At 45.4% G+C, this 25,309-nt stretch carries 25 protein-coding genes; 12 read left to right on the forward strand and 13 right to left on the reverse strand.

Features of this window, described 5'->3' with window-relative positions; genetic code table 11:
* Positions 1–518: 518 nt before the first annotated feature.
* Positions 519–737, reverse strand: a complete 219-nt coding sequence (locus ACO6UX_RS00665; protein ID WP_422443923.1) for a hypothetical protein — start codon at positions 735–737, stop codon at positions 519–521.
* Between the two features lie 71 nt (positions 738–808).
* Between ACO6UX_RS00665 and ACO6UX_RS00670 the strand changes: the two genes are divergently transcribed.
* A complete protein-coding gene (locus ACO6UX_RS00670) occupies positions 809–1,945 on the forward strand; it encodes a hypothetical protein (protein ID WP_422443925.1) in 1,137 nt (378 codons plus the stop codon).
* 944 nt (positions 1,946–2,889) lie between these two features.
* On the opposite strand, the gene ACO6UX_RS00675 is transcribed toward ACO6UX_RS00670, so the two are convergent.
* The 6 genes from ACO6UX_RS00675 to ACO6UX_RS00700 form a co-directional block, all read right to left on the reverse strand.
* Positions 2,890–4,941 (reverse strand): ankyrin repeat domain-containing protein, encoded by a 2,052-nt coding sequence (locus ACO6UX_RS00675; RefSeq protein WP_422443927.1) that lies wholly within the window; start codon positions 4,939–4,941, stop codon positions 2,890–2,892.
* Between the two features lie 164 nt (positions 4,942–5,105).
* On the reverse strand, positions 5,106–6,848 hold the full coding sequence (locus ACO6UX_RS00680) for an ankyrin repeat domain-containing protein (protein ID WP_422443929.1): 1,743 nt from the start codon (positions 6,846–6,848) through the stop codon (positions 5,106–5,108).
* 171 nt (positions 6,849–7,019) lie between these two features.
* Positions 7,020–8,579 carry an LDL receptor domain-containing protein gene (locus tag ACO6UX_RS00685; protein WP_422443931.1) on the reverse strand — a complete coding sequence of 520 codons (1,560 nt, stop codon included), beginning with the start codon at positions 8,577–8,579 and terminating at the stop codon, positions 7,020–7,022.
* Between the two features lie 250 nt (positions 8,580–8,829).
* Positions 8,830–9,096 carry a hypothetical protein gene (locus ACO6UX_RS00690; RefSeq protein ID WP_422443933.1) on the reverse strand — a complete coding sequence of 89 codons (267 nt, stop codon included), beginning with the start codon at positions 9,094–9,096 and terminating at the stop codon, positions 8,830–8,832.
* 251 nt (positions 9,097–9,347) lie between these two features.
* A complete protein-coding gene (locus ACO6UX_RS00695; protein WP_422443935.1) occupies positions 9,348–11,132 on the reverse strand; it encodes a hypothetical protein in 1,785 nt (594 codons plus the stop codon).
* Between the two features lie 224 nt (positions 11,133–11,356).
* Positions 11,357–11,764 (reverse strand): winged helix-turn-helix transcriptional regulator, encoded by a 408-nt coding sequence (locus tag ACO6UX_RS00700; protein WP_422443937.1) that lies wholly within the window; start codon positions 11,762–11,764, stop codon positions 11,357–11,359.
* 149 nt (positions 11,765–11,913) lie between these two features.
* Here ACO6UX_RS00700 and ACO6UX_RS00705 point away from each other — a divergent pair, with 149 nt between their 5' ends.
* Together ACO6UX_RS00705 and ACO6UX_RS00710 are read left to right on the forward strand one after the other, a co-directional pair.
* Entirely contained in the window at positions 11,914–12,456 is a 543-nt protein-coding gene (locus ACO6UX_RS00705) for a nuclear transport factor 2 family protein (protein WP_422443939.1), read from the forward strand.
* Between the two features lie 189 nt (positions 12,457–12,645).
* Positions 12,646–13,521: a protein kinase domain-containing protein gene (locus ACO6UX_RS00710; protein WP_422443941.1), complete on the forward strand. Its 876-nt coding sequence runs from the start codon at positions 12,646–12,648 to the stop codon at positions 13,519–13,521.
* Positions 13,522–13,654: 133 nt separating this feature from the next.
* Here the strand turns inward: ACO6UX_RS00710 and ACO6UX_RS00715 are convergent, their stop codons facing one another.
* On the reverse strand, positions 13,655–13,885 hold the full coding sequence (locus ACO6UX_RS00715; RefSeq protein ID WP_422443943.1) for a hypothetical protein: 231 nt from the start codon (positions 13,883–13,885) through the stop codon (positions 13,655–13,657).
* 46 nt (positions 13,886–13,931) lie between these two features.
* Here ACO6UX_RS00715 and ACO6UX_RS00720 point away from each other — a divergent pair, with 46 nt between their 5' ends.
* The 3 genes from ACO6UX_RS00720 to ACO6UX_RS00730 all read left to right on the forward strand — a co-directional run bounded on the left by ACO6UX_RS00720 (position 13,932) and on the right by ACO6UX_RS00730 (position 15,160).
* A complete protein-coding gene (locus tag ACO6UX_RS00720; protein ID WP_422444726.1) occupies positions 13,932–14,240 on the forward strand; it encodes a EutN/CcmL family microcompartment protein in 309 nt (102 codons plus the stop codon).
* 104 nt (positions 14,241–14,344) lie between these two features.
* Positions 14,345–14,683, forward strand: a complete 339-nt coding sequence (locus ACO6UX_RS00725) for a high-potential iron-sulfur protein (protein WP_101746178.1) — start codon at positions 14,345–14,347, stop codon at positions 14,681–14,683.
* Positions 14,684–14,803: 120 nt separating this feature from the next.
* Entirely contained in the window at positions 14,804–15,160 is a 357-nt protein-coding gene (locus ACO6UX_RS00730; RefSeq protein ID WP_422443945.1) for a hypothetical protein, read from the forward strand.
* 315 nt (positions 15,161–15,475) lie between these two features.
* Here ACO6UX_RS00730 and ACO6UX_RS00735 read toward each other — a convergent pair whose 3' ends face one another.
* Genes ACO6UX_RS00735 through ACO6UX_RS00745 form a run of 3 tightly spaced genes read right to left on the reverse strand, consistent with a single transcriptional unit; the run spans position 15,476 to position 17,383 of the window.
* Positions 15,476–17,038 (reverse strand): cryptochrome/photolyase family protein, encoded by a 1,563-nt coding sequence (locus ACO6UX_RS00735; protein ID WP_422443947.1) that lies wholly within the window; start codon positions 17,036–17,038, stop codon positions 15,476–15,478.
* Complete coding sequence (locus ACO6UX_RS00740; RefSeq protein ID WP_422443949.1) at positions 17,025–17,210, reverse strand: DUF2256 domain-containing protein; 186 nt, start codon at positions 17,208–17,210, stop codon at positions 17,025–17,027. The genes ACO6UX_RS00735 and ACO6UX_RS00740 overlap by 14 nt, the downstream gene beginning before the upstream one ends.
* A 2-nt stretch (positions 17,211–17,212) precedes the next feature.
* Positions 17,213–17,383: a hypothetical protein gene (locus ACO6UX_RS00745; protein ID WP_422443951.1), complete on the reverse strand. Its 171-nt coding sequence runs from the start codon at positions 17,381–17,383 to the stop codon at positions 17,213–17,215.
* A 93-nt stretch (positions 17,384–17,476) separates the two neighbouring features.
* Here ACO6UX_RS00745 and ACO6UX_RS00750 point away from each other — a divergent pair, with 93 nt between their 5' ends.
* From ACO6UX_RS00750 to ACO6UX_RS00760, 3 genes are all read left to right on the forward strand, one after another.
* Entirely contained in the window at positions 17,477–18,691 is a 1,215-nt protein-coding gene (locus ACO6UX_RS00750; RefSeq protein ID WP_422443953.1) for a hypothetical protein, read from the forward strand.
* A 747-nt stretch (positions 18,692–19,438) separates the two neighbouring features.
* Positions 19,439–20,611 carry a ShlB/FhaC/HecB family hemolysin secretion/activation protein gene (locus tag ACO6UX_RS00755; protein WP_422443955.1) on the forward strand — a complete coding sequence of 391 codons (1,173 nt, stop codon included), beginning with the start codon at positions 19,439–19,441 and terminating at the stop codon, positions 20,609–20,611.
* A 100-nt stretch (positions 20,612–20,711) separates the two neighbouring features.
* A complete protein-coding gene (locus ACO6UX_RS00760) occupies positions 20,712–21,692 on the forward strand; it encodes a transposase (protein ID WP_422443957.1) in 981 nt (326 codons plus the stop codon).
* Positions 21,693–21,925: 233 nt separating this feature from the next.
* Here the strand turns inward: ACO6UX_RS00760 and ACO6UX_RS00765 are convergent, their stop codons facing one another.
* Complete coding sequence (locus ACO6UX_RS00765) at positions 21,926–22,120, reverse strand: hypothetical protein (RefSeq protein ID WP_422443959.1); 195 nt, start codon at positions 22,118–22,120, stop codon at positions 21,926–21,928.
* Between the two features lie 91 nt (positions 22,121–22,211).
* The gene (locus tag ACO6UX_RS00770) at positions 22,212–23,501 is read right to left on the reverse strand and encodes a DASH family cryptochrome (RefSeq protein WP_422443961.1); all 1,290 of its coding nucleotides are present in this window, start codon (positions 23,499–23,501) and stop codon (positions 22,212–22,214) included.
* 361 nt (positions 23,502–23,862) lie between these two features.
* Here ACO6UX_RS00770 and ACO6UX_RS00775 point away from each other — a divergent pair, with 361 nt between their 5' ends.
* The 3 genes from ACO6UX_RS00775 (at position 23,863) to ACO6UX_RS00785 (ending at position 25,305) form a co-directional block, all read left to right on the forward strand.
* Positions 23,863–24,354 (forward strand): hypothetical protein, encoded by a 492-nt coding sequence (locus tag ACO6UX_RS00775; RefSeq protein WP_422443963.1) that lies wholly within the window; start codon positions 23,863–23,865, stop codon positions 24,352–24,354.
* A 27-nt stretch (positions 24,355–24,381) separates the two neighbouring features.
* Entirely contained in the window at positions 24,382–24,906 is a 525-nt protein-coding gene (locus ACO6UX_RS00780) for a lipocalin family protein (protein WP_422443965.1), read from the forward strand.
* A 177-nt stretch (positions 24,907–25,083) separates the two neighbouring features.
* A complete protein-coding gene (locus ACO6UX_RS00785; RefSeq protein ID WP_422443967.1) occupies positions 25,084–25,305 on the forward strand; it encodes a hypothetical protein in 222 nt (73 codons plus the stop codon).
* Positions 25,306–25,309 lie beyond the last annotated feature (4 nt).

Raw genomic sequence — 25,309 nt, forward strand, 5'->3', positions numbered from 1 at the left:
TAAACTCTCTGGTGGCGCTGGATTTTCCGCACGCGGTAATGACATGCTCTGGGCAGAGGGTATGCTAATTTCTACACCCGTTTGGGGATTGTCCTTTTCAACTTGAACTCTGGTGGTTGTATCAATCCCCCCCGGGGGATTAGGTAATATCGGTGTTATTCCCCCGGCAGGCTGCATTGCTCTAACTCTCCTAAAGATCTTGCTACATTAATGGTGTTTTTTCTTTTTGATGAACGCTAGGGCCGACTAAGGAGTTGTCTGGAAACAACTTACCTATTTTCATTGCCTGACTCCGTTCGGACTGAGTGCTGAGCTTGTCGAAGTATCGAAGTTCGTTGGCACGCCCCGTCGATACTTTGACAAGCTCAGCACTCAGGGTGAACGGAAATCGGGAACTTGTTAAAAGACAATTCCTAACCACTTCTTAGGGTAGATATTAAGGAATTTATGTCAGAAAACCACTTAAAAGCTCTCATTCTAGAAAGAAAAAAAGATACCCCTCTATTTTGTGGCAATTATCAGTACAACAAAACTGCATCTTGTTTAATACGCTCGCCCTTCATTGATGTTTGGTGCTCCATCGTAAGGTATTTTAGCAGGTCTGCTGTATTGATAGTGAAAATCTGCCCGATGGCATGCTGCAGCGCATTCATACCCTCAAAAGTTAAAGAAATTCTCGTGCCGTCAAGCAGGACCTTGCGAACCATCAAAGCATTTAAGGCCGTTAGTATTGCCAACCACTTTGTTATTTTTAACCTTTCATTTACTCGGTATGGTTTGGTATTAGGCAGCCAACAAGGAGGTGGGCATGAACATTGCTCAACACTTTTTTATACCAAATACTGATAACTACCACGATCTGAAAGATACTACTTATCAGGAAATCCTTACATTTATCGACAAACATGTTCAGGCAGTCGATTCAGTCAAGATCATAACGCCTGACGACCCGTGTAAGATCAACCCTGTATTGCAGATAATGGCTCGTCAGGCACAGCACGCTCTGTGTAATCAGTTGCTGTGTGAGGGTGGCCTGGTACAAGATAACCCTTATCTGAAATTCAGATCCTTTCCTAACAGGCTTTATACATTCGATGAATCCATTCAGGGATCATTTGAAAATAACAAAGGGCAGAGTCACCCGCGAAAGCCCTGTGCATTATGCAATAACGATTCCAGGCTACTGAAAATCCACACCGAGGGCATGACCATCATTTCCAATTTCCGGCCTTACAGTTCCGAATGCTGGTTGATAAAACCCACAGAACATCTTGATCAAAGTAACATATTTGTTAAAAGTTCAGAGCTCTTTGATTTGGCAACAGCCATGGGACCGGCCTATACGTTTGCCCATAGTGGCTACAGGGGAAACTCACAGCCGCATCTTCATATCCATGCAATGAAAGAGAATTTGCCCCTGCGAAAAGCGTTGTATAACGGACAACTCTCTTTGGAGGCTGACCTGCCGGTAATACAGCATGGGAAAACCACGATTCGTTGGATGACCGGTGATCAAGCCCATAACACGGCACATTTTTCAGGAATTCATATCGCGGGTGAGAATCCTGCTGAATTTGCGCAAGTCTTTAATAATACTCTGAAATACTTAAGCAAAAGCGATGTCTGCGGTACTGGCGGCTACAACGTGGTCTATTGGGTAGACGATAATAACTCTTTGCACTCTTTCATTTTTCCCAGAAATCAAAATGCCAATGTTAATCCTCAATATGTGCCTGAAAAGCAGAGTTATGGCTGTCTTGAAATGAGTGGATTGTTAATCATGGCTCCGGTGAATGACAAAAAAGTGGGTGAACCAGCCGCAGAGGAACTTGCCTCAATCCGAGATAAGCCCTACGGGGATTTTGTCGCCAGGGCCAGAAATGAGCTTACCCGTCTTACCCCGGAGCAATGGCAAGAATTGGCTATGCGTCTGGAACAGTATTGAATTAATTTCCCGGTTCAGAACTTGATCTCCACTCACCCTGAAGCGGAGTCGAAGAATACCAGGCACAAACAAAAACAGACCCATCCCGGATCTGTTTTTTTACCTATGGACTCTTGTCGTTAGGCATCCTGCCCGACTAAAGTCCCTGCCCAGCCTTCATCCTGAAAATCCGGACATCCTGTCCACTGGCTCCCTGCCATGTCACATCCCTGATTTGCCAGCCATCCACCTTCCTGGCTGCTTTGACCTCCTGTCTCAACTGACGGCTTCCATTTTGAGGCTTTTACTTATCATTTACAGTCAGGGAATTCCCATACTCCGTGTAAGACATTTGCCACTGGTAACCGCTCCTTCTTTTATATAGGCCCTGAAACCAAACAACCCGGTATTTCAGACGTTGTGCATAAGTACACTCGAAAACCGGAACCAATCAAAATGACTGACAAAAGTAATCAACTACTAGTCGATAAAACGGGTTAATTTGATTTGAGGCAGCTGTTCCTGCGTTGGCGTATCATCGCCTGAATACGGGCACTGCAAGTACCCGTATCACATAATAAAAAACCTTGCCAGAGACAAGGCTGCAAGTGCTGAACCATCAGCTGTTTGCGTTTTTTATTATTATTGGGGTGGTATTTATTCTTAGACAGAGAGTGAGTATTTGGTGTTCTTATTACCAGGCTCCGAAACAATCGTTACCGACTTCGGCAAACACTCAATGATTAAGCTCATGCTACGTATTTACCGAAGCAAAAGAATTGATCTACATCAATAAATACCCACTAATAATGCACGAATGATCGACCAGTCACTGCTGAGACCCGGTTCAGGGTTGACCAGCTTTTGACCAAGCAGAAAATAAGCAGGTCTTTCATCATGCATTAATAACAATACAATAACCTGAAAATATTAAATTTTAGTTAATATTTACCCATCGAATCCGTTTACAGCAGCAATTGATCGAGCTTTTCCTGATTATCAGCCGATAATTCACCTGCAAGACTGAGTTTATGTTTACAGATAGCTTTATGAAGCCCTTTATCGCACGAAAGCAGTTGGTGTAATGCTTCAAACCGATGCTCAAACAGCCAGTCATATAATCTAATGTCTGAATGGTGAATAGAGTTGTTGTTTTCAGAGTCCTCTGTCTCATGGCAATTGGATTCGCCCCAATCATGACTGTCCCGTACGGCAGAATCATCCGACTCTGGATCTAACCCAACCCTGGCAAAATCACTTCTCGGTGCGTTATAGGTAGCTTCCATCTGGCTTATGAAGGAATCTTTGCATGAGTGGGCAAAAGGTTCACGGGGCAGGTAGACGAAAGGGTAAAGACTTATATCCGGACTGTGCATATCTCTGGCTTTTGCCAGCAACGCTGCCAGTGTCATTTTATTTTGCGCACTCAAATTGTCGGCAATGACGTCAGAGGTGTTATCAATCAGATAAAAAACATCCGCATCACTGGTTAACAGTTTTCCAATATCACCTGCCCGGGTTTCTATTAACGTATCTGAAATAGCGCCTTTCAGAGTGTCGATATTTCCCGGAAAATTGTATTTATACGCGGCTTTCAGGACATAAGAACACAATTCCAGCTTGCGAAAATATTCACCATGATCTTCAAAAACACTGAAACATGTGGCAAGCAGGGACTGGCCATTATGATCAAGGCGGTTCAGATGCAACCCGGATTTTATCAAATAGAGAAGCGTGTCAGAAACACGATAGAAGTAATAGGTTTTAATGTTCCGCACCAGTTCATTGAAAGGGAGTTTTCCTTCGCTGGTGTGTTGATTGATATCTAACCCATGGTGGGTCAGCAAATTGATTTTTTCACTGTCGAGAAACCGACTCGCCATCATTGCATGAAGCGGACTGTTTTCGTAACGATTGTCAGCGTTGTCGATACTGGCTCCAGCCCGCAACAGAAGCACAGCAAGACCGACCCATGACGTTAAGCTCAACGTTTCTGACAGTGCTGTCTTCCCACTGCTGTTCACGGCGTCTAGGATTTCCTGACGGCCACCGGCCTTTTCCAGTAACCTGTCCATAAGCGCCAGGGAGGCACCACCAGTTTGACAGGCAACGTGTAATGGCGTGTTACCAAAGCGATCAGCAACCAGTTCGGCACCACGGCTCAACAGCAATTCCACCACGGTATCAGGATTCGTTGTGTACTTTTGTCCACCACTGCGTGAATGAAGACAGCTCGCTCGACAAAACTGGTGCAGTAAGGTTTGCCCCGCCTGATTGATGGGCTGATTGATATCAACACCTTCTTTACTCAAATACCATTGCAGGTGCTCCAGTATTTTGGGATCGGCTTCTCGCGGTGGAGAATTCCAATACACGGTATCATCGGGCCCATACGCCGAAGCTTGGGTTATGTGCTGAACTTTTTTCGCACGAATATCAATACCCCTGCTCTCTAACAGCGTATCCAGTTCCTGAATGTCAGCATTGCCTCGAAAGAGAGTATTGCATTGGCAATCAGGGCTACGGATTAACCATGTACCCGGGGTTTCGCACACAATCACCTGACGTCCATTAAATATCTCTGTCGTCTTAGGCTCCAGTGTCAGGTGGTGACAGACCACGACGGGTAATGCAATGGGCTTGAATGCCTTGAGATCATCAGGGGTGACTGAACGCATAACTGGTCCTCCAAAGCGGCTGTAACTATTAGCTCCCGACTTCTTGTCGTTGATAAATTCACAGTAATGATCACCGTTGTCTGGAAATGGCGAATCATCCCGGATATTTATCTCAACATGGTCGCACTCATTCCCTGGCCTGTATTGATCATCAGAAAAATCACGCCGTTCAGAGCGGGCCGACATATGCAGGCTTTGTATGGCTTGCCCAAAAACAACCCGCCCCGAAAACAATTTGTTACCGGCTTCATTTCGAAGTGAGTTGGCAGCCATTGCTGAAAATTGGCTGTTGGTGAGTTGTCTTGTATGTTTGAGAATGTTTAAAGCCTGTGTGTACATTGAATACCTCTGGAAATTTTTTACGATATTCGTTGCTCTCCAACCGTTATGGAGAGACTTCTGCAAATCACCCTGAAAACATTCATTCAAGTACATGACCATTTCAGACAACTCTCAAACCCTGCACTGACTGAGGACAAAACAGTAGAGAATTTTAATGGGTCTTAACACTCACCAACCAAGGTAGTCTCCCTGAGCAATTGATCAAGTTTCTCTTTATTGTCAATGGATAATTCACCCACGAGCTTGTTTCTATACTGACTGATAGTCTTATGAATTTCTTTATGTGACAAAAGCAGTTGACGTAATGCTGCAAACCGACAGTCAAAAAGCCAGTCATATAAATGAATATCTGAATATCGTACTGAATGATTGTCCTGATGGTCTTCAGTATCATCACAATCAGATTTCTCATTAATCTCTAGCTCTAGTGCTAATGATTCAAAATAATCCAGATCTGATTCCAGTAACCCAACCCCGGCAAAATCGGTGCTTGCCGCATTGTAAACAGCGTCCATATGACGCATGAAAGAATTTTTACAAGAGTGCGCAAAATGTTCACAGGGCTGGTAGACAAAAGGACGAAGGCTCCTATCCGGAGGATAAATATCTCTGACTTGTTTCAACCACCCTTCCAATTTCTTTTTATTTTGCTTACTCAAGTTGCTGGCAATGATTTCGACGGTGTTATCAATGAGATAAAAAACATCCGAAAAACTTGTTAACAGTTTACAGATATCCTTTGCGTGTTTTTCCATTAATGCATCCGAAACCGCGCCTTTCAGAGCATCAATATTTCCTGGAAAATGGTATTTATAGGCAGCTTTCAAGACAAAAGCACACAATTCAAGCTTTCGATAATAATCGATATTTCCGGCAAAAACATCGAAACACATGGAAAGCAGGGACTGACCATAACGATCGAGGCGGTTCAGGGCCAGCCCTTCCTTTAACAGGTAAAGAAGTACATCGGAATCAAAGTAGAAGTTACAGTAATACATATCCCTGACAAACTCATTGAAAGGGAGTATGCCTTCACTGAAGCAGTTATTGATATCTAACCCATAGCGGGTAAGGAAGTACAGTTTTTCACTGGTAAGCTGTTGATTTTCGATCATTGCATGAAGCGGACTGTAATGATACCGGTTGTCGGCGTCACCGATACTGGCTCCCGAGCGCAACAGAAGCACCGCTATACCAACCCATGCTGATGAACTGAGCGCCTCGGACAGGGCTGTTTTCCTGTCGTTGTTAACTGCATCAAGGATTTCCGGGCTGCCATTGACCTTTTCCAGCAATATTTCCAAAAGCTCCGGGGTAGCTCCAACATTGCAGGCGAGGTGTAATGGTGTGTTACCAGCGCGATCAGGAAGCAGTGAGGCCCCACGGCTCAAAAGAAATTTCACCACCGTATCAGGATGCACAGGGTGCAGCGTTTCCGGCTCCCTGTGATAGAGACAGCTCGCTTTACAGAACTGATGCAACAGGGTTTGCTGCGCCTGGTTGATGGGCTGATTGATATCAACCCCCTCTTTACTCAGATACCATTGCAGTTGCTCCAGTATATTTGGGTTAAGTTCTTTCAGCGGAGAACGCCAATACACCATCTCTCGGGGCCCAAACGCTGAAGTCCGGGTTATATACCGGGCTTTTTTCGCATGAATATCAACACTCCGGTTCTGTAACAACGTATCTAATTCCTGAATGTCAGCATCATCACGAAACAGCGTATCGCATTGACAATCAGAGGAACGGATGAGTCGTGTATTGGGGTTTTCGCACACGACCAACTGACGACCATTGAATACCTCGGCAGTGCAAGGCTGCATGGACAGGTGGTGACAGACCAGAACGGATGAAGCAGTGGGCGTGAATAACTTGAGATGTTCAGGAGTGACGGAAGTCATAGTAAATATTTTAAAGTGCGTTTTTTATACATTTCATTTAAAAATGTTCACTCATAAAAGTCCGTTAAAAAAATACTGGCTGTCTCCCGAATATGACCAGAAACCGAGTCTGGTATAAAAACGGAAATAATCAAGTCTTTCCTGTTTACTGACTCATTCTGATTTTTCCTGCTAAACAAGTTTCTGCTGCATTTCAAGTACTTCCTGTATTTTATCAGCGCCAACTGATGGGTCTGCTACAGCCGCCAATTGCTGTTGGGACTGCCGGAAAGACAAGGGATGCCAGAGTGATCGTGATAATGCTTGCCCTGTTGGTAATGTCGGAGCAGCCCGCTTAATGGCCTTATAGCTTGCGTAGGCACAAAGGGCATACGAGCCGACTCCCACTGCCAAGACAGCGGGTATAGCGAACAAGGCATAGGCTGAGAGTTCGCTGGAGGCGTCTGCCGGGTGTTCAAATTCTGTATAGTTAGAACTGGTTTCAAGAATGGTTTGTGTGGGGGTTGTGAATTGTTCCGACGTTGTGAGTTGTTCCGGTGTTGTGAGTTGTTCCGGTGTTGTGAATTGTTCCGACGTTGTGAGTTGTTCGGGCGTTGTGAATTGTTCCGACGTTGTGAATTGTTCCGACGTTGTGAGTTGTTCCGACGTTGTGAGTTGTTCGGGCGTTGTGAGTTGTTCGGGCGTTGTGAATTGTTCCGACGTTGTGAGTTGTTCGGGTATTGTGGTTTGTGCTGGTGTTGTAAAAGTACTGCACCCCCGCTCATCCGAGTGATCAGCACAATCGTAATCTCCATCGCATATAACATAGGAAGGAAGACATTCACCGTTATTGCAAATAAACCGCCCTAACTTGCTGCATACATCCTCTGTGCAGTTATCTAGATGGGAGCCATCATCACATTGCGTGTTCGCACCAGAAAGTCCACTACATTGAAACCTTAACGAAATACATTTGGTGCCGTCAGCACAAATAAACCGCTTTAATTGGTTACATACATCCGGTGTGCAGTAGTCTTCATCGGAGCCATCCTCACAATCCATATAACGCACTCCCTTACTTCCATCACATTGATGCTCCTTACCGATGCACTCGCCATTGTCACAGGTGAATTGATCATCTGCGCATGCCGCCTGAGGCTCTGTGGTTGGGTCGGGCGTCGGGGGAGAGGCAGAAGCTGTCATTGCTTCTGGCGTTGTTGTTTGTGCAGACGTCGTTGTTTGTGCAGACGTTGTTGTTTGGCTGGATGTCGGGGTTTGAACGGAAGCTGTTATTGCTTCTGGCGTTTTGGTTTGGCCAGGAGTTGTAAAGGTTGAGGGTGTCAATTCCGTATCGATAGCAGTAGTTACAGGGGTAGTTGTTGCAGGTAAGGTTGAGTGAAATTGACTGGATCTGGATGCCGCTTGAGCCATCTGCTGCTGATTATACAAAGCCGCAAAAAACAGCATTGATTGTTTTAGCCCCGGTGCCACAGCACCAACATAGGGTGAATTCATCACCTCGCTGAAAGCAAAACCTGCCGCACGGCGCATCAAAATTGTGCCTGCCTTCAGGGCAACACCGGCAAGTTGCCTTACCTGATAGTCAACGATCGGTTTGTGTTCATGCTTCTGCGCCAAATCATTCCCACACAGGATATACCCCTGGCAAACACTGAGACCTGCCTTCTTAGAGGTTTGTGCGGCCATGGTTTGAGGGTTGAATGCGTTTGGTAAGGAAGAATCAATTTTCATTTGATAACCTTTTGGATAGACAGATCATCCCTCCATGCAAATATACCCATGGCATGATGTGCAGTTACCAGAACAGGACTGTTGATTATTGAGCGCCTTTCTGGTCAGTCGCCAAAGGCTAACCAATCCATGGGTTATGGCAGTAAAATAGATGTTTTTCTAATACTTGCCGCAAATATTTAATATCGTTAAAGCTGAGCACGCAGCGAAGCATCAACAGGCCCTGACAACACCCAATTTTTATCTTCAATTAGTCTCTGTTTATACGTTGTATGGTTGGCATGTGCAGAGTTATGGTTCTGTTGCTGTATCCTATTCCTCCTGTATTTATCCGATAAGGTTCGCTCAGAGAATCTCCATATAATTTGGCCAGGAATGCACCTATCATACACCCTTCAACCGCATGCCCTGAACAGCAACCAATAACACCACCAGCAGCAGCGCCAACTAATTCGGGCTTGCCAACACCTGGATAGATAATATCAAAACTGTAAACGTTATTATTTTGAGGTTGCATATCAACGGACTCTTTGATTGGGTTCCTGGAGGCTTACAGTTTCTCTATAAAATAACCAACAAAGCGGAGTAGTCATTTTTCTGAACCTGACTGCTGGATAATAATACACTGTAGATTTCCATGTTTTACCAGCCTCCGGCAGTCAACGAGAAACTGAGTTGATAATATTGACCGTTGAATCATTGAATAGTTCAATCTTTGCAAGTATGGAAATACAGTTTTCAAAGACCCTCGGGCATTTGAGCATTCGACTACTCAAGTCCAAACGGAATATACTCGGCCCTTATGACAATCTCATCATTAAATTTATAAATAGGTTTGCCAAGATCCTTTTGATCCTCTTTAAGCATCATTAAAGTAAAGAAATCTACAGTTACCGTTCGTGCTTTATGTTCGTCATAACAAGATTGAACTTGTACCACTCTATTTTTCGACTTCACTGGTATAACAGTTGATATGTCCTTTTTTTGATGGTCTTCGATGGTATGTCTTCTATCCAGTAGTGAAACCTTTATTCCTCCGGATACCGGCCAGGTCAGTTTTTCGTCATGCTTGCCTGGCATAACCTGTGCACAAACTGTCGCCCTGGTATGATTTGATTGGTAGGTACCTTCGAAATCCAGAATGAGTTTGAAGCAGTATCCTTCATCTGACGTATAAAAAACCGGGCTATGTAATACATGATCACTGTGTCGGGTACCGTTAACTAATTGTTTGCAATTTCGGATGGGCCAGCTGATCAGGCCGCTACCTTCGATCACGTCGTATGGTGAATTTAAAAAATTGGGTTTAATCTGAGCGGCTGACAGCACATCTATCGTTGTTTCGCTATTGGAATCCAAATAGCAGGATTGATAATCCCACTTCGGGGGTTGTAAACTGGACAGACTGCAAAATTCTTTAAAGCCTACGAGAGGATGTGGGGTCTTCCCCGGGGATCTTCGGCACTCACCCGGAGCTCTTGATAGATGAATCGTCCTTATAATGTCTTTCTTATGTTTGCTGTGATCTTTCATAATAAATTTCATGGATTCACTGCAGGGCCATTCGGCTTTGCCATCATTGCCTCCGTTGATCACACGAACATACAAAGACAGGTATTCATGACTTTGTTTCACTAATAACAACTGAAAGGTATGGTTGTTGATTTGGAATGGCTCACTCTTCTGTATTACCCCACCCGTTTTATTTAAGTTTTCAGCATGATCAAATTGCCATGAATAGACAACATCCCCAACTCCTGCTGATGCAGATGGTTGAGCGACAGTTGCCGGTGGAACCACCTTTGATACATTATCCATTTTGACCTTCGGCGGTCCGGCTTTCGTTTCGATGTTGGAGGTATGGCTGTCATATCCGGAACGTACGGACAATTGTTGGTCATTAACAATTGTGCTTATGACGGTTGACAATGAGCAATTCTCAGATTTAGCTGTTTCCAATTCCACATCAAGTAATTTGATTTTCTGGCTTTGTGACTGGACTTGCTCTGTCAGCCTCTTATTTTCCTGAATCGTATTCTCCAGTTCTTCCTTTAAGGCGTCTGAATCAGTGTTACTTTCAGGCTGTATTTTTATGTTGTGTTTATATCGCTCTTTTAAGTATTTTATTTCTTCTGTCAGATACTTTTTTGATGTTGGTCCATTACAATTATAGACATGAACTTTCTGATAATTTTGAAACTCCCCTTTCCAGCTGCATTGTGGTTCCAGGCACTCGACAATAAGACCATTGATCTCCCTCGCATAAGCTGCATCGACAAAAATATCTTTTATATTTATGCGGCTGTTACATTCAGCCAGGGGGCAGGTTATCTCTCTGTCTTTAATATTTTTTTCTATGCATGGCTTACAAATAATGTGTCCGCATGGCAGCTGATAAGGATCGGAAAGAATATGTGGCCTTGGCTCTGAATATAAACAGGCAAACTTTTTTTGCTTGGAAGGATCCAGAATCAGAGCCGGTGGATACGGATAGACACGTTCAAATTCAGGCATTGGTGTATCACGATTCAGTGTTCCTGATAATGTGTTCATATTGAAATACCTGAGTTCAATGTCAACGTGTTTGTTTGACCTGTTTTCTTCAACCAGGTTCCCTGTATTTTTATTCCAATCGATATCGCCATCACAGCTCTTGCAAAGGCTATTACCATTGAACCCTGGTCATCACGCTCCTTGTTCCGTGTGTACGAGAATGCAGCAAGTCCGTGTATTTGGACGTTCATTAATAAGTCCCATCTTTTATTGCATTTTGAACATTAATAGCTTGAGACATTAACTTTAGCATCATAGACTTTGCGCGAACGCTTTATTTTATCATGATGCTTTTCCGCCCAGGAAACCAACTGATACAGGGGTTTTACTAAATCTTTGCCCATTCTGGTAAGCTCGTACTCTACTCTTACTGGCACTTCAGGGTATACAGTTCTGGTAACATAACCTTCTCGCTCAAGGTCTCGGAGTGTTTGAGTAAGCATACGCTGTGAGATGCCTACTACTCTGTATTTAATAGAGTTAAACCTGTCAGGACCCTCGACCAGTGCAAATAAAATGAGTACTGACCATTTGTCGCCTATCTGAGCCACAACATTACGAATAGGACAGTCTTCGGTGTTATAAAATACCCGCTTTTTGTCTTTATCTCTGTTTTCGCATTTTACAGTCATACCACAGCCCTTTTGCCAAGATAGGTCAGAGGGTTACCAAAATGTGCCTAGATGACATTTTGGTACCTTCTTGTAGAGCAGGTTACTAATATATACCATGATATTCAAATAACATGCTGAACAACCAACGACATTGGAAGGAGCACTATATGTGGAAGACCATTGCATCAACTCTGCTACTGTTGGTAAGTCTTACTGCACCTGCGGGTAATGCAGACGAGTTGATTATAAACCTGCAATCTTTACAAAAAAATGATTGGACAGAGCAAGAGTTGGCTAATGCTACTTTAATTACGGACTTCGTACAAAATCTGATGAATAACCATAATTTTGATTACATTCTCGAGAAGTATAACGATAGCTCGTATGTTCAACACAATCGTAATTTACCTGATAAAGTCACTGGCCTGGTTGGCTTTTTAAAAGAGTTTGTTGAGGATTATCCCGATTACACCTATGACGTGAAGCATATTTATGTTGATGGTAATTACGTAATTTTTCACTCACATGCTACTTTGAAGAAAGAAGACAGGGGTAATGATAAAAAAGGAATGAATATTGTTGATACTTGGCGGCTTGAAAATGGCAGGATCGTTGAGCACTGGGACTCAATTCAAGCACTGGACGGCTTTATGCGACTTTACTCTCTAATTAACGGTGGCGATATTAAGAACAATAACGGCGTCTTCTGATTTTACATTATATAGGTGCTTACTGTTGCACATTAAGTACCTACCCCCGCTTGTTCGGCGCAGTCCACACGAAGAAGTTGTTGTTATAAGAATTTCACTCGGAGTACTTTCGTAAATTGGCAGGTAGAAATTTATCCATCTCTTGACTAGAAAAGTCATTTTTCCATTTGCTGTAATACAGGTAAATATATGCAAGCCCAGAGCTCACTAGCGATAGCAAAATCACCCATTGGAAGCAGTAGAGAAGTTAATACTTCCCAGGAAAGTCAAGCACTCGAATTTAAATTTTCAAATTACAAGGTGATGCATTTAATCGGCTCAGGAGCAAATGGCAAGTGCTTTGTTGCTAAAAAACAGGATGCCGATGAATATATTGCAATAAAAAGAACGAAAAAAGATATAGGATGCTATGAAGTTGAATGTTTGAAACAACTTAACCCCCATACAAACATAGTACGTCTTTTAGGTTTTCAGGACACAGCAACCTCATATTATCCATATAATATCGCATTAGAGTTGGCTGACTGTGACTTGGCTGACATGATAGGTTTATTTGGTATAGACTCTATCACCCTGAAACCTGATCAAATTGCTCACATTTTCAAAAACATTATCGCAGGATATTTATATATAAGAGAGAAAGACCTTATAGATTATGTGGATCTAGATGATTCTAATACACTGTATTTTTCTAAAGATTGTCATTTCAAAATATCAGATTTTAATAATAAAATAAAAATAGATAGTGATCCAGAAAGAATAAGGTCACTTTCTTACATACTTTATAAAATAGCATCAAAATTTTCTCATAAGTGCAAAGCAATCCAATCTGCAAATCAGAGAGCAGTATGTCAACCTTTTTGTCGTGAAGCCAATACCTCCACTCCATTATTAAGCAAAAATAATTGGCAGAGTGTTCTAACAAGACGTGAAACGGAAATTATTTTAAAGATGTTTGAGTTAAAAACAAGCTTTAGTGAATTAAATGAATACATATTAGAGTTAGAAGGTAGATCCTCACCCTTTGAAAAACCACCATCGTTAAAGCCAATGCGTATGATTTGATGCTGCCTTATAACCGGGATAGAGCAGAGCTTTATGACTCTGCTCCTTTCACACTATGAGCCATATAGATCACGTAGCATCGTGGTTCAAATTACTTTGTTTTCATCTTGCTGCCAGTTATGGCAGCCCAAGATTATTGAAATATCTGTTTGACAATGAACGGGTTAACACCGGACTGCTGTAATGCAGTGATCGGGAGACATTCATCCTGTATAAAATAGCGTTCAGCAGAAGTGCTCTGATTTAAGATTATGCTTGAGTAAGTGATTAATATTTCAAGCGTATCTGAACCACTTCCAGTTTTGAATTTATCTTTTACTGAAGAAGCAATAAAACTTGGCGTTCCATTTACAGATGCATCCATTCTTTGAAAACCCCTTGGAATATAGAAAATCTTTGAGAGAAAATCTATAAAAGGTCGGCGCTTATGGGCTTCTTCATTAGATAGCACCAAGCAGGATGGTCTCAGTGGCTTCAAATTAATGATCGTTGAGCTGATCAATCCCTGCGAGCAGGAAATCGGCCAGTCACTGGTGGCCGTTGATACCGTTGGTGTCGGCATAGGTGACCTCGTCCTGGTCGCCAGAGGTGGTGCTGCCCGAAAAGCTATAAACCCTTGCGAAGGCCCGGTTGACGCAGCGATTGTTGGCATTGTCGATAATATGGAGGTGAGCCGCCTGATTACCCGACAAAACCTGCACGACTTCGTTTCTGATTGATTTCCCCCATGATCCGTGAGATATACCTACTCGTATAAACAGAAAAGTTTTAAACCTTGATACTATCAGGTTTAAAAAACATAAAAGTACGATGAGGTACTCCCATGTCTGAAAAACCATTCGATTCTGAAAAGCGTGGCCCCACCCGGCGTCGGTTTTTACAACTGGCCGCAGCCTCCGCGCTTATTCCCCTTCTTAATATTCCCAGCCGCCAGGCCCGGGCTGATGCGCTCCCCGCACTTGATGAGTCCAACCCTACCGCAATAGGGCTTTCCTATAAGAAGACACAGGCAGACGCTAAATCCATAGATGGCTACCAGGAAGGACGAAAGTGTGAGAATTGCGCGCTCTATACCCCGGATAACCAGGGTTGCAGGCTTTTTCCGGCAAACTCCGTAGAACCGGAAGGATGGTGTAAAGCCTGGGTGCCAAAACCTGCCTGATGCTGTTGAGTTAGTAAAGAACACCACTAATACCCACACCCTCGTTCCTTCAAAGAAACCCGGGAACGAGGTAATTCTCTGCTATTCTCAACGCATCAAAAATAATCAGAAGTTGTCCTTATGAACCACGATAAAGACAGTGATGCGCTCTGGAATGCTATTCATCAAATAGAGATCAGCGTTAAAAACTCACAGAATGATATTAAAAAACTGTTCCTGCACAGTGTGCGGCAAGAAATAGCGATCGAAACACTCAACAAAAAGGTGGATGCCCACCAGCTGGAAAACCGTGAACGCTTCAACAGGATTGAAAATCGTCTGGATACGGTTGAAAACCGACTCGATAGAGTTGAAAGCAGGCTCGACAAGATTGAAAGCCGACTCGATAACATTGATAACCGACTCAATAACATTGATAACCGGTTTGACAAGGTTGAAGAGACACTCGCCATTATTATGAACCACCTCAAGCCATGATCTGTAGTAAGGAATTGCCCCGAAATAATTTCCACATTTTGGACTCGATCTCCGTTCATCCTGAGTGCTGAGCTTGTCGAAGTATCGAAGGGTGATTGGCACAATACATGAGGCCGGAGTTCACGCCCTTCGATACTTCGACAAGCTCAGCACTCAGGACGAACGTAGTTTTGAAACTCAGAAATGTGGAAATTATTTCAGGACAGCTCCTAACCAGGATCTGGTTCCCACGCTCTTGGGTCCTTCACTCCATTGCCCAACAATACCCTACCGATAAGCCTCCCTCAGCGGCGGCTCTATCAGGCTATCAAATGTTTACAGCGCGTTCAGATGATTAATACACCACCGGGCCCGCTTCAGGATGGCATTCCTGTCCGCTGAGCCCTTTTTGTCCCACCCTTTATAAACCAGGGCGGTCCGTGGATTGCTCTGCAACATCTCCCGGTGTTTCTCCATAAAATGCCAGTAAAGACTGTTTAAAGGGCAGGCACTTTCTGTCTCTTTTTCCTTCACCTGGTAAACACAGCCTGGGCAATAGTCACTCATTTTCTGCACATAATTACCACTGCCTGCATAGGGTTTTGATGCCACCATGCCGCCGTCGGCATACTGCGACATGCCCCGGGTATTGGGCAGCTCTACCCACTGAATCGCATCGATATAAATGCCCAGGTACCACTGGTCGACCTGATCAGGATCAATACCCGCCAGCAGGCAGAAGTTGCCGGTAATCATCAACCGCTGAATATGATGCGCATAGGCATACTGCAATGACTGAGTAATGGCATGGCGCATACAGTTCATTTGTGTCTGACCGGTCCAGAACCAATCAGGCAGATCGCTGGTCGCTTTCAGGTAGTTCATGGACTCGTAGTCCGGCATATTGCTCCAGTAGACACCCCGAATATATTCACGCCACCCCAGGATCTGACGGACAAAGCCTTCTATTTGCGCCAGTGAAATCGCTTCAGGGTTTTCCCGCCAGGCGCTGATCGCCTTATCGATCACCTGTTTCGGGTGGAGCATTTTGGTATTCAGGGCAAAGGAGAGCCGGGAATGGTAAAGACTCCACTGATGGTCACTGTTCGCGGTCATGGCATCCTGGAACTGACCAAAATGCGGCAAGCAATGGGTGCAGAAATAATTGAGTAATGTTAATGACTGCTGGCGTGTAATCGGCCAGAGCAGATGAGTGCTAATATCACCAAAGCTCTGTACCTTATGGCGTTTCAGCCGCTCCAGTACTGACGCGGTTGAACTGGCAAACATTAAGGGTTCCGGGATCGCATCAATATCAGCAGCTTTGAGCTTACAGCGATTATCTGCATCATAATTCCATTGCCCGCCTTCCGGCTGGCCATCATGCATCAGGACATTATGCTGCTGGCGCATCTTTCGGTAGAACGTTTCCATTCTGCCGGGCTTACCGGGCTTGAACCGTTTGCCAAGCGCCTCAAACGGAACCAGAAAGTGTTCGGTATCCCACTCTTTTTTAAAGAGGGCTTTATCGGGTTCAAAATCTCTTAACTGTGCCAGCAAACGGTATTCATCAGGCCTCTGGTATTCAAAACGGGTCACTGCATATTGCTGGCACAGGTGAAGAATCAATGATGGCAGGTCGGCAAAGTCTTTGGTTTCATCCAGCGTCAAATGCAGAACCTGATGCCCCGCTTTCTGCAATGCCATGGCAAATTGTTCCATGGCGAGAAAAAAACCACAGATTTTTTGTACATGGTGCTTAACGTAACCGGTTTCCTGAAGCAGTTCGGCAATCACATAAATACACTCGTCATCCTGCTTGCTGAACCAGCTATGGCGGGCGTTGAGCTGGTCTCCAAGAATCAGCCTTAGGGTAGAGTAGTGTTTATTGTTTTTCATCAATCACCCGGTTTCGTTGAGATCGGCAGCGCCTTGAACAGTAGCGAACCTCCTCCCAACAGCGCTCCCACTTTTTTCGCCAGGTAAAAGGACGATGGCAGACGGGACATTGCTTTTGTGCGGTTCGATCAACCTTGTTGTCAGCAGTTCTTGCTCTTTGAGAGTGCTTCATGCCTACTTTACGTTAAATTGACCGGTCCGGCTCAGAACAACCTCATCGTTACTCTCCATGTCCAAAGAATATTCAAGGCAACTCAACACCGGGTATTCAGTAAAAGTCAGGGCATTGTTATACCACAGAAACATCATATTCACCGGCAGAGGCATTGACAGATCAGGATTCATAAACTTGACTGGACAATTCGTGATCTGGCTATGGTGGCTGCCTGGCCAGACATTCTCAATCTCTTTTAATAAATCAAAAATTGAGGACAATTGATGTCTAATCCTCTGAGTCCCAACTTTTGTGGTCATACCCCGAACAATACTCAGCCGATACCTGACGCAGCAGCAAATCCCTGCTCTGCAGGATTTGGTCCCCACCGTATCACCAGCACTGACGGCGGGACAACCGGATGGCTTGATTCCGGACTTGAACTACCTGAGGGTGGTGATGTCAACAAAATGCTGGGAGACTCTCGGATTACGACAGTGTCCGAGGCTGACTGCAGGCAACAACTCAACCCGTCACATTCATTGCCCCTGCCCGCATCCGAAATCCTGAGTGTGCCTGCTAATGCTGCTTCAGTAACGTGCTGTGAAGGCGAAGACCAATCTCTGCAACCCGCCCAGACAGCAGCAGAAAATATTCGTGGGACCGGTTCAGATGCCACGGCCTCAGGCCCTGAGTCAGAGGCAACCGGACTGGATCATAGAGGCTGCGACCACAGGCACACCGACGCATGCTGGAAGGATACCCGATGGATCGAACTGAACCAGAAAAGGTTTGATGAAGCCGATCAAAGGGCGTGCTCCCGGTTGTATTCATACTTACCCTTGGCAACGGTAACGCGGCTGGATCAGAAATATCAACTGGAGTCAGGTTTTTACCTTCCGGTCATAAGAGATGATCGGGAGGAAACAAGCCACAGCCGCATCAAAATAACACGGTGCAGTGACGGTCAGGTCCTGGTGGATCTCATTCGGCATGGCTTGAACCCAGTACACAATTTCTTTCAGTGCAAGAACCAGGACTGGGTTTTGACGGGTAAGTCAGTATATTCAACGCTTCTGGTCAATCTATCCACTGGAATACATTACCCACAACGGGGCGATCATTTCAATTTGCTTAATTTTTGCTGGGGCCAGGCCATTCCCAGTCCCGATGGGAATACGCTGGCCGTCAATGGACAGTTTCCGCGTTACAGTAGTAGTGTAGCGCTGCAGTTTTTTGATTTCTCCAATCCTGAAGAAGGCTTCAGAATGCTGAAATCAGAACGCTACTTTTATCCACTCCTTGCAGAGTACACTGTGCCAACCTGGGACTTCAGCCGTGACAATGAAACAGTCATTACCTTTAACGCGGAGGAAGAGGAATACGTTGACACGGACGATTTGAGAAAAAGAAGAGCCTTCACCGTCTACTCGGTCACTTTACGCCGGGCAGGTGACCGGATGGTCGAAGAACGGAGAGAACAGATCAAGAAAAGTTGACTGTAGAATTGGCTACTGACTGAAAGTGATTATATTTGATCTCGTGATCGTTGACAGGCTCTACCCCGTTTGAATTTTTCATTAACAAGCTGGTCAGAGTCGCTAACTAAAACTAATCTCTTCATTTAACCGGTTCTATTTCAAATGCTTACATTGCGAAAACTGCTATCCCAATGGATAAATCGCCGTATGCCGGTTATCCCCGAAACCTGTTAGATTCCCCCCTTTCAAAAGGCACGACTTCCACCTGACCCAGGGCTTTCAGATCCCATGCTGAGCTATCAACACCACTACCACGCGGGTAATCAAGAAAATAAAGGGCACCCAAAAATTTGCTCAGGCTCAGGTTGTACTGAAGCACAGTACTTAATTCAATCACTTCTTTCTCGGTCAGGCCTTAATTAGAATAGTGCCTCATTAAACCGGCAACTACTTTACACGTCGCTTGTATTATATGTAGAATCGAATCACAAAAATAAATAAAAGTTCATACTGGAGTTGACGTTGTCTTTTAGGGATGAGTTGTTGAAGCGAGTTGGCAATCGAGCAGTACATCTCTTGATTCTGTCGGCTATGATTCCTTTACCAATGTAAGGCTACGCTAATACTCCTAACCCCACCAATGAAATCCAGCGCCAGCAAGAGCGTGAAGAGGTAATTCGTAAACAACAAATCCCTGAACCGGATGTTCGCCTGCAAATTCCACAGGCCGTCGCTGAATCCTTACCTGAAGAAACCAACTGTTTCATGATCGACATTATCCGTTTAACCGGTGATGAAGCAGATCAGTTCCAGTGGGCTCTTTCCGCTGCGGATCAGCCGGGTGACGAGGCCCTTGGCCGCTGTCTTGGTGGCCAGGGCGTCAACCTGATCATGAAACGTATCCAGAATGCCATTATCAAAAAAGGCTATGTAACTACCCGGGTGCTGGCGAAGCCTCAAGACCTAAATAATGGTGAGCTTGAATTATTCATAGTGCCAGGCCGCATCAAATCTATCCGTTTCGATAATTTTTCCCAGCGCGGCACCAATCTATGGACAGCATTCCCAGCATCGCCCGGAGACTTATTGAACCTGCGAGACATTGAACAAGCCCTGGAGAACTTACGACGCCTGCCCACTGCAGAAGCGGATATCCAGATTGTGCCGGGAGCACAACCGGGAGAAAGTGACCTGGTCGTCTTATGGAAGCAAAGGCAACCGCTTCGATTCAGTCTCTCCGCTGATGATTCCGGCAGTGAAGCGACAGGTCGCTACCAGGGATCTGCCACTCTCTCTGTCGACAATCCCTTCCTGTTGAATGATCTGTTCTATGCCTCATTCTCCAATGATCTGGGCGGTGGCGATTCAAGAGACTATGGAACAGAAGGCTACTCACTGTATTACATGATTCCCGTGGGGTATTGGACACTGAGTTTTTCTTTCGGCAAGAGTGAGTATCATCAGACCGTCGCTGGTGCCACAACCGATTATATCTACCGTGGTGACAGCGAAACTGGCAGCGCCAAATTATCTCGTTTGGTTTATCGGGATGCCTCCCAGAAACTCACTCTCGGTCTTGAAGGTTGGCTCCGTCGCTCCAGGAACTTCATCAATGACACCGAAGTATTGGTTCAACGCCGCCGCACCGCAGGATGGGCTGCGGATATTCAGCATCAGGCGTTTATTGGTCAGAACGTTCTCAATGTCTCAGCGGCCTATCGCCGGGGAACGGGTGCCTTTGATACCATGCCCGCACCGGAAGAAGCCTTTAACGAAGGGACCTCCCGTTTTACCTTGATTACTTTAAATGCCGGCTTACAAGTTCCCTTCACCTATTCCGGACACCAGTTCAGCTACTCCCTGGGTTACCGTGGCCAGTGGAACAAAACCCCTCTGGTACCACAGGATCGATTCTCCATCGGTAATCGTCAAAAATAAAGGACACCCAAAAATTTGACTAATCGGCCACACCGTCTATTTTTCTTCTGGAGCCTCTTATGGCATTAAGCACATATACCCAGTAACCAAAAAAAATGACATGACGACCGCCCGAAAAAACCTCATAGATCCAGCCAGTACGCCCTACTACCACTGCATGGCACGCTGCGTTCGCAGGGCTTTCCTGTGCGGCCAAGACAATTTCTCAGGCAAAAACTATGAGCATCGCAGGCAGTGGGTGGTTGATCGGTTGAAAGCGCTCTCTGGTATTTTTGCTCTGGAAGTCTGTGCTTATGCGGTGATGTCCAATCATTATCATGTGGTGCTCCATATTAATAGTCAGCAAGCCAAAAAATGGGACACTAAAGAAGTCTTACAACGCTGGACGCAGCTGTTTTCTGGTCCACACCTGGTTCAGCGTTATCTTGCCGGCGACCAGCCAGGCAAAGCAGAGCTGCTGCGCATCGAAGAATATGCCCAGGAGTACCGAGGTCGTTTAATGGATATCAGCTGGTTCATGCGCTGTCTCAACGAATACTTAGCCCGGCTGGCTAATAAAGAGGATGAGTGCAAAGGACGCTTTTGGGAAGGTCGTTACAAAAGTCAATCCCTGTTAGACGAGGCAGCATTGCTGACTTGCATGGCCTATGTCGACTTAAACCCCATCCGGGCAAAAATTGCCGCAACGCTGGAAACCTCAGAACATACCTCTATTAAAGAGCGCATTGAGTCATACGACAGTGCAAATGGAAAAAAACAAAAGCCGCACTTGAAACCGTTAAAAGCTCAGGGTCAAAACCCTGAACAGGCGATTCCATACCCACTCAGTAGCTACTTTGAACTGGTTGACTGGTCTGGCCGAATTGTCCGCAAAGGCAAATGTGGCCGTATAACTGACGATGTACCACCTATCCTGGAACGCTTGGGTATTGACCCAAATGAATGGCTGGAGACTATGCGATGGCAGAATCGTTTTCACCGAGCAGTCGGCAAGCTGGCTTCACTGAAGGCTTATGCAAAAAGCACCGGAAAATGCTGGGTTCATGGGATGTCTGTGAGCGGTAATCTCTATCCTGCCTGATCAACACATTTTCATTTACTTTAATGTGACCAGAGTTTTCTGTAGGGCTCTTTCTTATATTGTCTCGATAGTATCTTCCAGGCTCTTCCTGCTTGGTATGAATGAGGATTTCTTAAAACGATCAATACTATCATTTTAAAAAATGGATAAATGACGCACCCTCTCTTCACTTTTTAAAAAGTGGGTGTCCTTTTTTGCTCTTAAAAAGTGGGTGTCCTTTTTTGCTCTTCTCTTCACTTTTTAAAAAGTGGGTGTCCTTTTTTGCTCGGTGTCCTTTTTTGCTCTTGTCTTTTTGTCTTTTTGTCTTTTTGTCTTTTTGTCTTTTTGTCTTTTTGTCTTTTTGTCTTTTTGTCTTTTTGTCTTTTTGTCTTTTTGTCTTTTTGAACCGCTGGATCTTCGTTGGAATTCCTCGCAATACCCGAGGGCACAAGTAGCCCTGCTATTACTCGTCATTCCGCCTTGCCCAGCGGTCCAAAACGACTTGCTCGTTATCATATTTAGAAGGCGGAGTTGGTATGATCACGGCATAATAGGCCAGTCAGCCGCATCAACACTGTCGAGAGGGTAGGTTTTATGCCCTCCCCAACGGTTGATATAGCTGCCATCAGGATCGAACTGCTGAGCCTGTTTATCCAAATTAAAATGGCGACTCCCTCTCGGGTCAGCACCCACGCCCGCCAGATACTGCCAGTTGCCCCAGTTGCTGCCCACGTCATAATCCACCAGTTGCTGCTCAAACCAGGCAGCCCCGTAGCGCCAGTCCATCCCCAGTTCATGAATAAAGCAGCTGGCCACTATTTGCCGCCCACGGTTGGACAGGTAACCGGTGGCCTGCAGCTCTTTCATGCAGGCGTTCACAATGGGCCAGGGTGTATTACCAGCGCACCATTTCTGAAACCGTTCCGGGTAAAAGCAGGACAACCGACACTTATCCCGGATGCCTCTGGATGAAAACAGCCGAACACCATGCTTCAGGGCGTACCATTGGAAATATTCACGCCACAGCAATTCAAATTGAATCCAGTAGGTGGATTCATTGGCCATAATCAATGACTCATAATGCCGGAGTGCCTGGAAAATCTGCCGGGCGGAGAGACAGCCATGGGCCAGCCAGGGTGAAAATTTGGTTGAGGTCTCCCAACCCTGCAAGGCGTTTCGCGTCTCTTTATAGGTGGTTGGCAGCAGCGCTGAGAAATAGTGCTTCAGATGCTCTGCCCCTGCCGTTTCACCACCGGTAAACGGGCTGTTGGTTTTGGCCTTTGCCGGCAACCTGTCGGAATGGTAATTCAAACCGGGCATGGGCCCTGGCATGATATCCGGTGCGGTAGCGGCTTCGGTAATGGGCAGATTTTCGACGTGCTTTCGGAACTGAGTAAATGTTTCCGGCAGCTCGTCCAGGGCAAATGGCAGATCGTTCTGGTGGAAGAGCGTAAATGTTTCAACTTCATTGAAGGTGACTGCCGGGAAGTTCTGCTTAAGACTTTGCCAATAGGCACTCTCCTGAAAACCCGTATTACGGCTGCGATAGACTGCATCGATTTTATGGGCTTTCAGCATTTGTTCGATTGCTTGATACGGACTTTGCAAACGCACCAACAGTTTTTGCCGTCGCTGTTCAAGCTGTGATTCAAGCTGTTGAATACTCTCCCACAGGAAACGCCAGCGATGCTCGCCCATTACCCTTGACTGGTAATGGCCTGGCTTAAACCAGGCAGGGTCAACACAATAGACACACACAAGGTGTTTACAGCTGGCAGCGGCCTGCATCAAGGCCCGGTTATCACTCAGCCTCAAATCGTTGGTAAACAAAAACAGCGTTATTCCCTGCAAGAGCGATACCCTCCAAACCTTTTAGCACGAATACCCTTTTGTACGTTAATTTTCACAAACCACGGCAAACAGCCACCAGCGGCTGATAACTCCATGTAATTTGTAAAAATTTAATCTTTTATAAGTAAACACATCAAATCTGTTTTGGTTTTAAGCCCTCTCAGGTAAAGTAGCCTGTGCTGCCAAATGATTGTTGTATTCCTTCCAGCCATAGACCGAAATGTTCAGACACTTTACCGGTAATCAGTCTGTAATGATGATTGGCCTCGACTTTGGTTCTACCACCAGCCGTGCCATGATCGCCTCTGCATACCTTGAGTGAAATCCGATAACCGAGCGGATGGAGCTGGGCAAACCAGAACTGATCTATCGCTCCGACGCCGTACTGACACCCTTTGAAGAGGGTGAACTCTGCACGGAGGCCATTAATAACTGTCTTGAACAATGGTTAGAAGAAAGTGGCATTGATTGTGATCAGCTCTTTTCCGGTGGCGTCATTATCACCGGCCTTATCGGTGCCCGCCACTTTCAGTTTGAACCGGGGACCTACCGGTTGCTGGAAGTATCCAACCATGGTCAACAACTTCTGGAGCAACTGAATCTGCAGTTAACCATCGGTGACGAGTGCAGCCAAAACGATATCGACCAGATCGTCCGCTATTATATCCGGGCACTGGAAGCCATGGTCACCGGCGATCATCACTGGTTCGACCAGGGCGATGGACAGCAGCTCTGCCAGGTAGCCTTTCAACCGGATGCCAAAGCCGGGTTTGTCAGCCTCGGTAAAGTGAAAAACTTTGTCATACTCGTTTACTTTTATGGGATGCATTAAGTAGTTAAAAAAGAAGGATGCAACGCTTTGAGAACGATTAAAATTCTGTCCCTGATCGCACTGCTTACTGGCTGTACAGGAATCCCGGAAGGCATTACCCCGGTAAAGCCATTTGAGGTTAATCGCTATGTGGGCAAGTGGTATGAGATAGCCCGGCTGGATCACCGCTTTGAACGGGGCCTCTCCCACATCACTGCAGAATACTCAGGCAACCCTGATGGCAGCCTTCGGGTCATCAACTCTGGTTACTCGGTTGAAGCAGGTGAACGCAAACAGGCGGAAGGCAAGGCAAAGTTTGTCCGGGAACCCGACGAGGGATATCTGAAAGTCTCTTTTTTTGGTCCTTTCTACGGCTCCTACATTATTTTTGAGCTTGATCAGAAGGGCTATGAATACGCCTTTATCTCCGGGAACAACAAAGACTATCTCTGGCTGCTGGCCAGAACACCCACCGTCAGTGATCAGGTTAAATCGGACTTTATCAACAAAGCCAAAACACTTGGGTTTGCTACTGAACAATTGATCTTTGTTGACCAGAGCAGTCCTCAATAGCCCGCCACCATTCCGTAAATAAAGAGTGTATATTTACGGAATGTAATCCCCCCCATTTGTAGTCTTATAGCCCTTCCTGACGTTTTTTGACACAGACGATCATCACTTAGGTGAATCAATCCCCCGGCAACAACATTCTATACCATGCCGGATTCGATACCCGCTGGAGTGTGAGCGATGCCCAAACCAACGATGCCCCCACTGGACCAGATTCTGGTGCCGACAGCAAAAACGGATGAAGTTTACCGTTCAAGGGTCATTGGACAGAGTTTCTTCAGCTTTACCGGGCTCAAGGCTCTGCTGGGGGCTGCCGGTTTCCATACCAGTGGTGATCAGGTTGCCGGGCTTGTTGCAGTTAACAAAAACCTATCTATAGTTACTCGAACCTATTCAAAATGAGTAA

Origin of the sequence: Endozoicomonas sp. ALB091 (genome assembly GCF_049310265.1) — a bacterium.
In the GTDB taxonomy this organism is placed as follows: domain Bacteria; phylum Pseudomonadota; class Gammaproteobacteria; order Pseudomonadales; family Endozoicomonadaceae; genus Endozoicomonas.

Bases quoted from the DNA above. Each gene is read 5' to 3' on its own strand.
- ACO6UX_RS00670 (WP_422443925.1), top strand. From the start codon at position 809: ATGAACATTGCTCAACACTTTTTTATACCAAATACTGATAACTACCAC.
- ACO6UX_RS00675 (WP_422443927.1), bottom strand. From the start codon at position 4,941: ATGTACACACAGGCTTTAAACATTCTCAAACATACAAGACAACTCACC.
- ACO6UX_RS00680 (WP_422443929.1), bottom strand. From the start codon at position 6,848: ATGACTTCCGTCACTCCTGAACATCTCAAGTTATTCACGCCCACTGCT.
- ACO6UX_RS00685 (WP_422443931.1), bottom strand. From the start codon at position 8,579: ATGAAAATTGATTCTTCCTTACCAAACGCATTCAACCCTCAAACCATG.
- ACO6UX_RS00690 (WP_422443933.1), bottom strand. From the start codon at position 9,096: ATGCAACCTCAAAATAATAACGTTTACAGTTTTGATATTATCTATCCA.
- ACO6UX_RS00695 (WP_422443935.1), bottom strand. From the start codon at position 11,132: ATGAACACATTATCAGGAACACTGAATCGTGATACACCAATGCCTGAA.
- ACO6UX_RS00700 (WP_422443937.1), bottom strand. From the start codon at position 11,764: ATGACTGTAAAATGCGAAAACAGAGATAAAGACAAAAAGCGGGTATTT.
- ACO6UX_RS00705 (WP_422443939.1), top strand. From the start codon at position 11,914: ATGTGGAAGACCATTGCATCAACTCTGCTACTGTTGGTAAGTCTTACT.
- ACO6UX_RS00710 (WP_422443941.1), top strand. From the start codon at position 12,646: ATGCAAGCCCAGAGCTCACTAGCGATAGCAAAATCACCCATTGGAAGC.
- ACO6UX_RS00715 (WP_422443943.1), bottom strand. From the start codon at position 13,885: ATGGATGCATCTGTAAATGGAACGCCAAGTTTTATTGCTTCTTCAGTA.
- ACO6UX_RS00725 (WP_101746178.1), top strand. From the start codon at position 14,345: ATGTCTGAAAAACCATTCGATTCTGAAAAGCGTGGCCCCACCCGGCGT.
- ACO6UX_RS00730 (WP_422443945.1), top strand. From the start codon at position 14,804: ATGAACCACGATAAAGACAGTGATGCGCTCTGGAATGCTATTCATCAA.
- ACO6UX_RS00735 (WP_422443947.1), bottom strand. From the start codon at position 17,038: ATGAAAAACAATAAACACTACTCTACCCTAAGGCTGATTCTTGGAGAC.
- ACO6UX_RS00740 (WP_422443949.1), bottom strand. From the start codon at position 17,210: ATGAAGCACTCTCAAAGAGCAAGAACTGCTGACAACAAGGTTGATCGA.
- ACO6UX_RS00745 (WP_422443951.1), bottom strand. From the start codon at position 17,383: ATGAATCCTGATCTGTCAATGCCTCTGCCGGTGAATATGATGTTTCTG.
- ACO6UX_RS00750 (WP_422443953.1), top strand. From the start codon at position 17,477: ATGTCTAATCCTCTGAGTCCCAACTTTTGTGGTCATACCCCGAACAAT.
- ACO6UX_RS00755 (WP_422443955.1), top strand. From the start codon at position 19,439: ATGATCGACATTATCCGTTTAACCGGTGATGAAGCAGATCAGTTCCAG.
- ACO6UX_RS00760 (WP_422443957.1), top strand. From the start codon at position 20,712: ATGACGACCGCCCGAAAAAACCTCATAGATCCAGCCAGTACGCCCTAC.
- ACO6UX_RS00775 (WP_422443963.1), top strand. From the start codon at position 23,863: ATGGAGCTGGGCAAACCAGAACTGATCTATCGCTCCGACGCCGTACTG.
- ACO6UX_RS00785 (WP_422443967.1), top strand. From the start codon at position 25,084: ATGCCCAAACCAACGATGCCCCCACTGGACCAGATTCTGGTGCCGACA.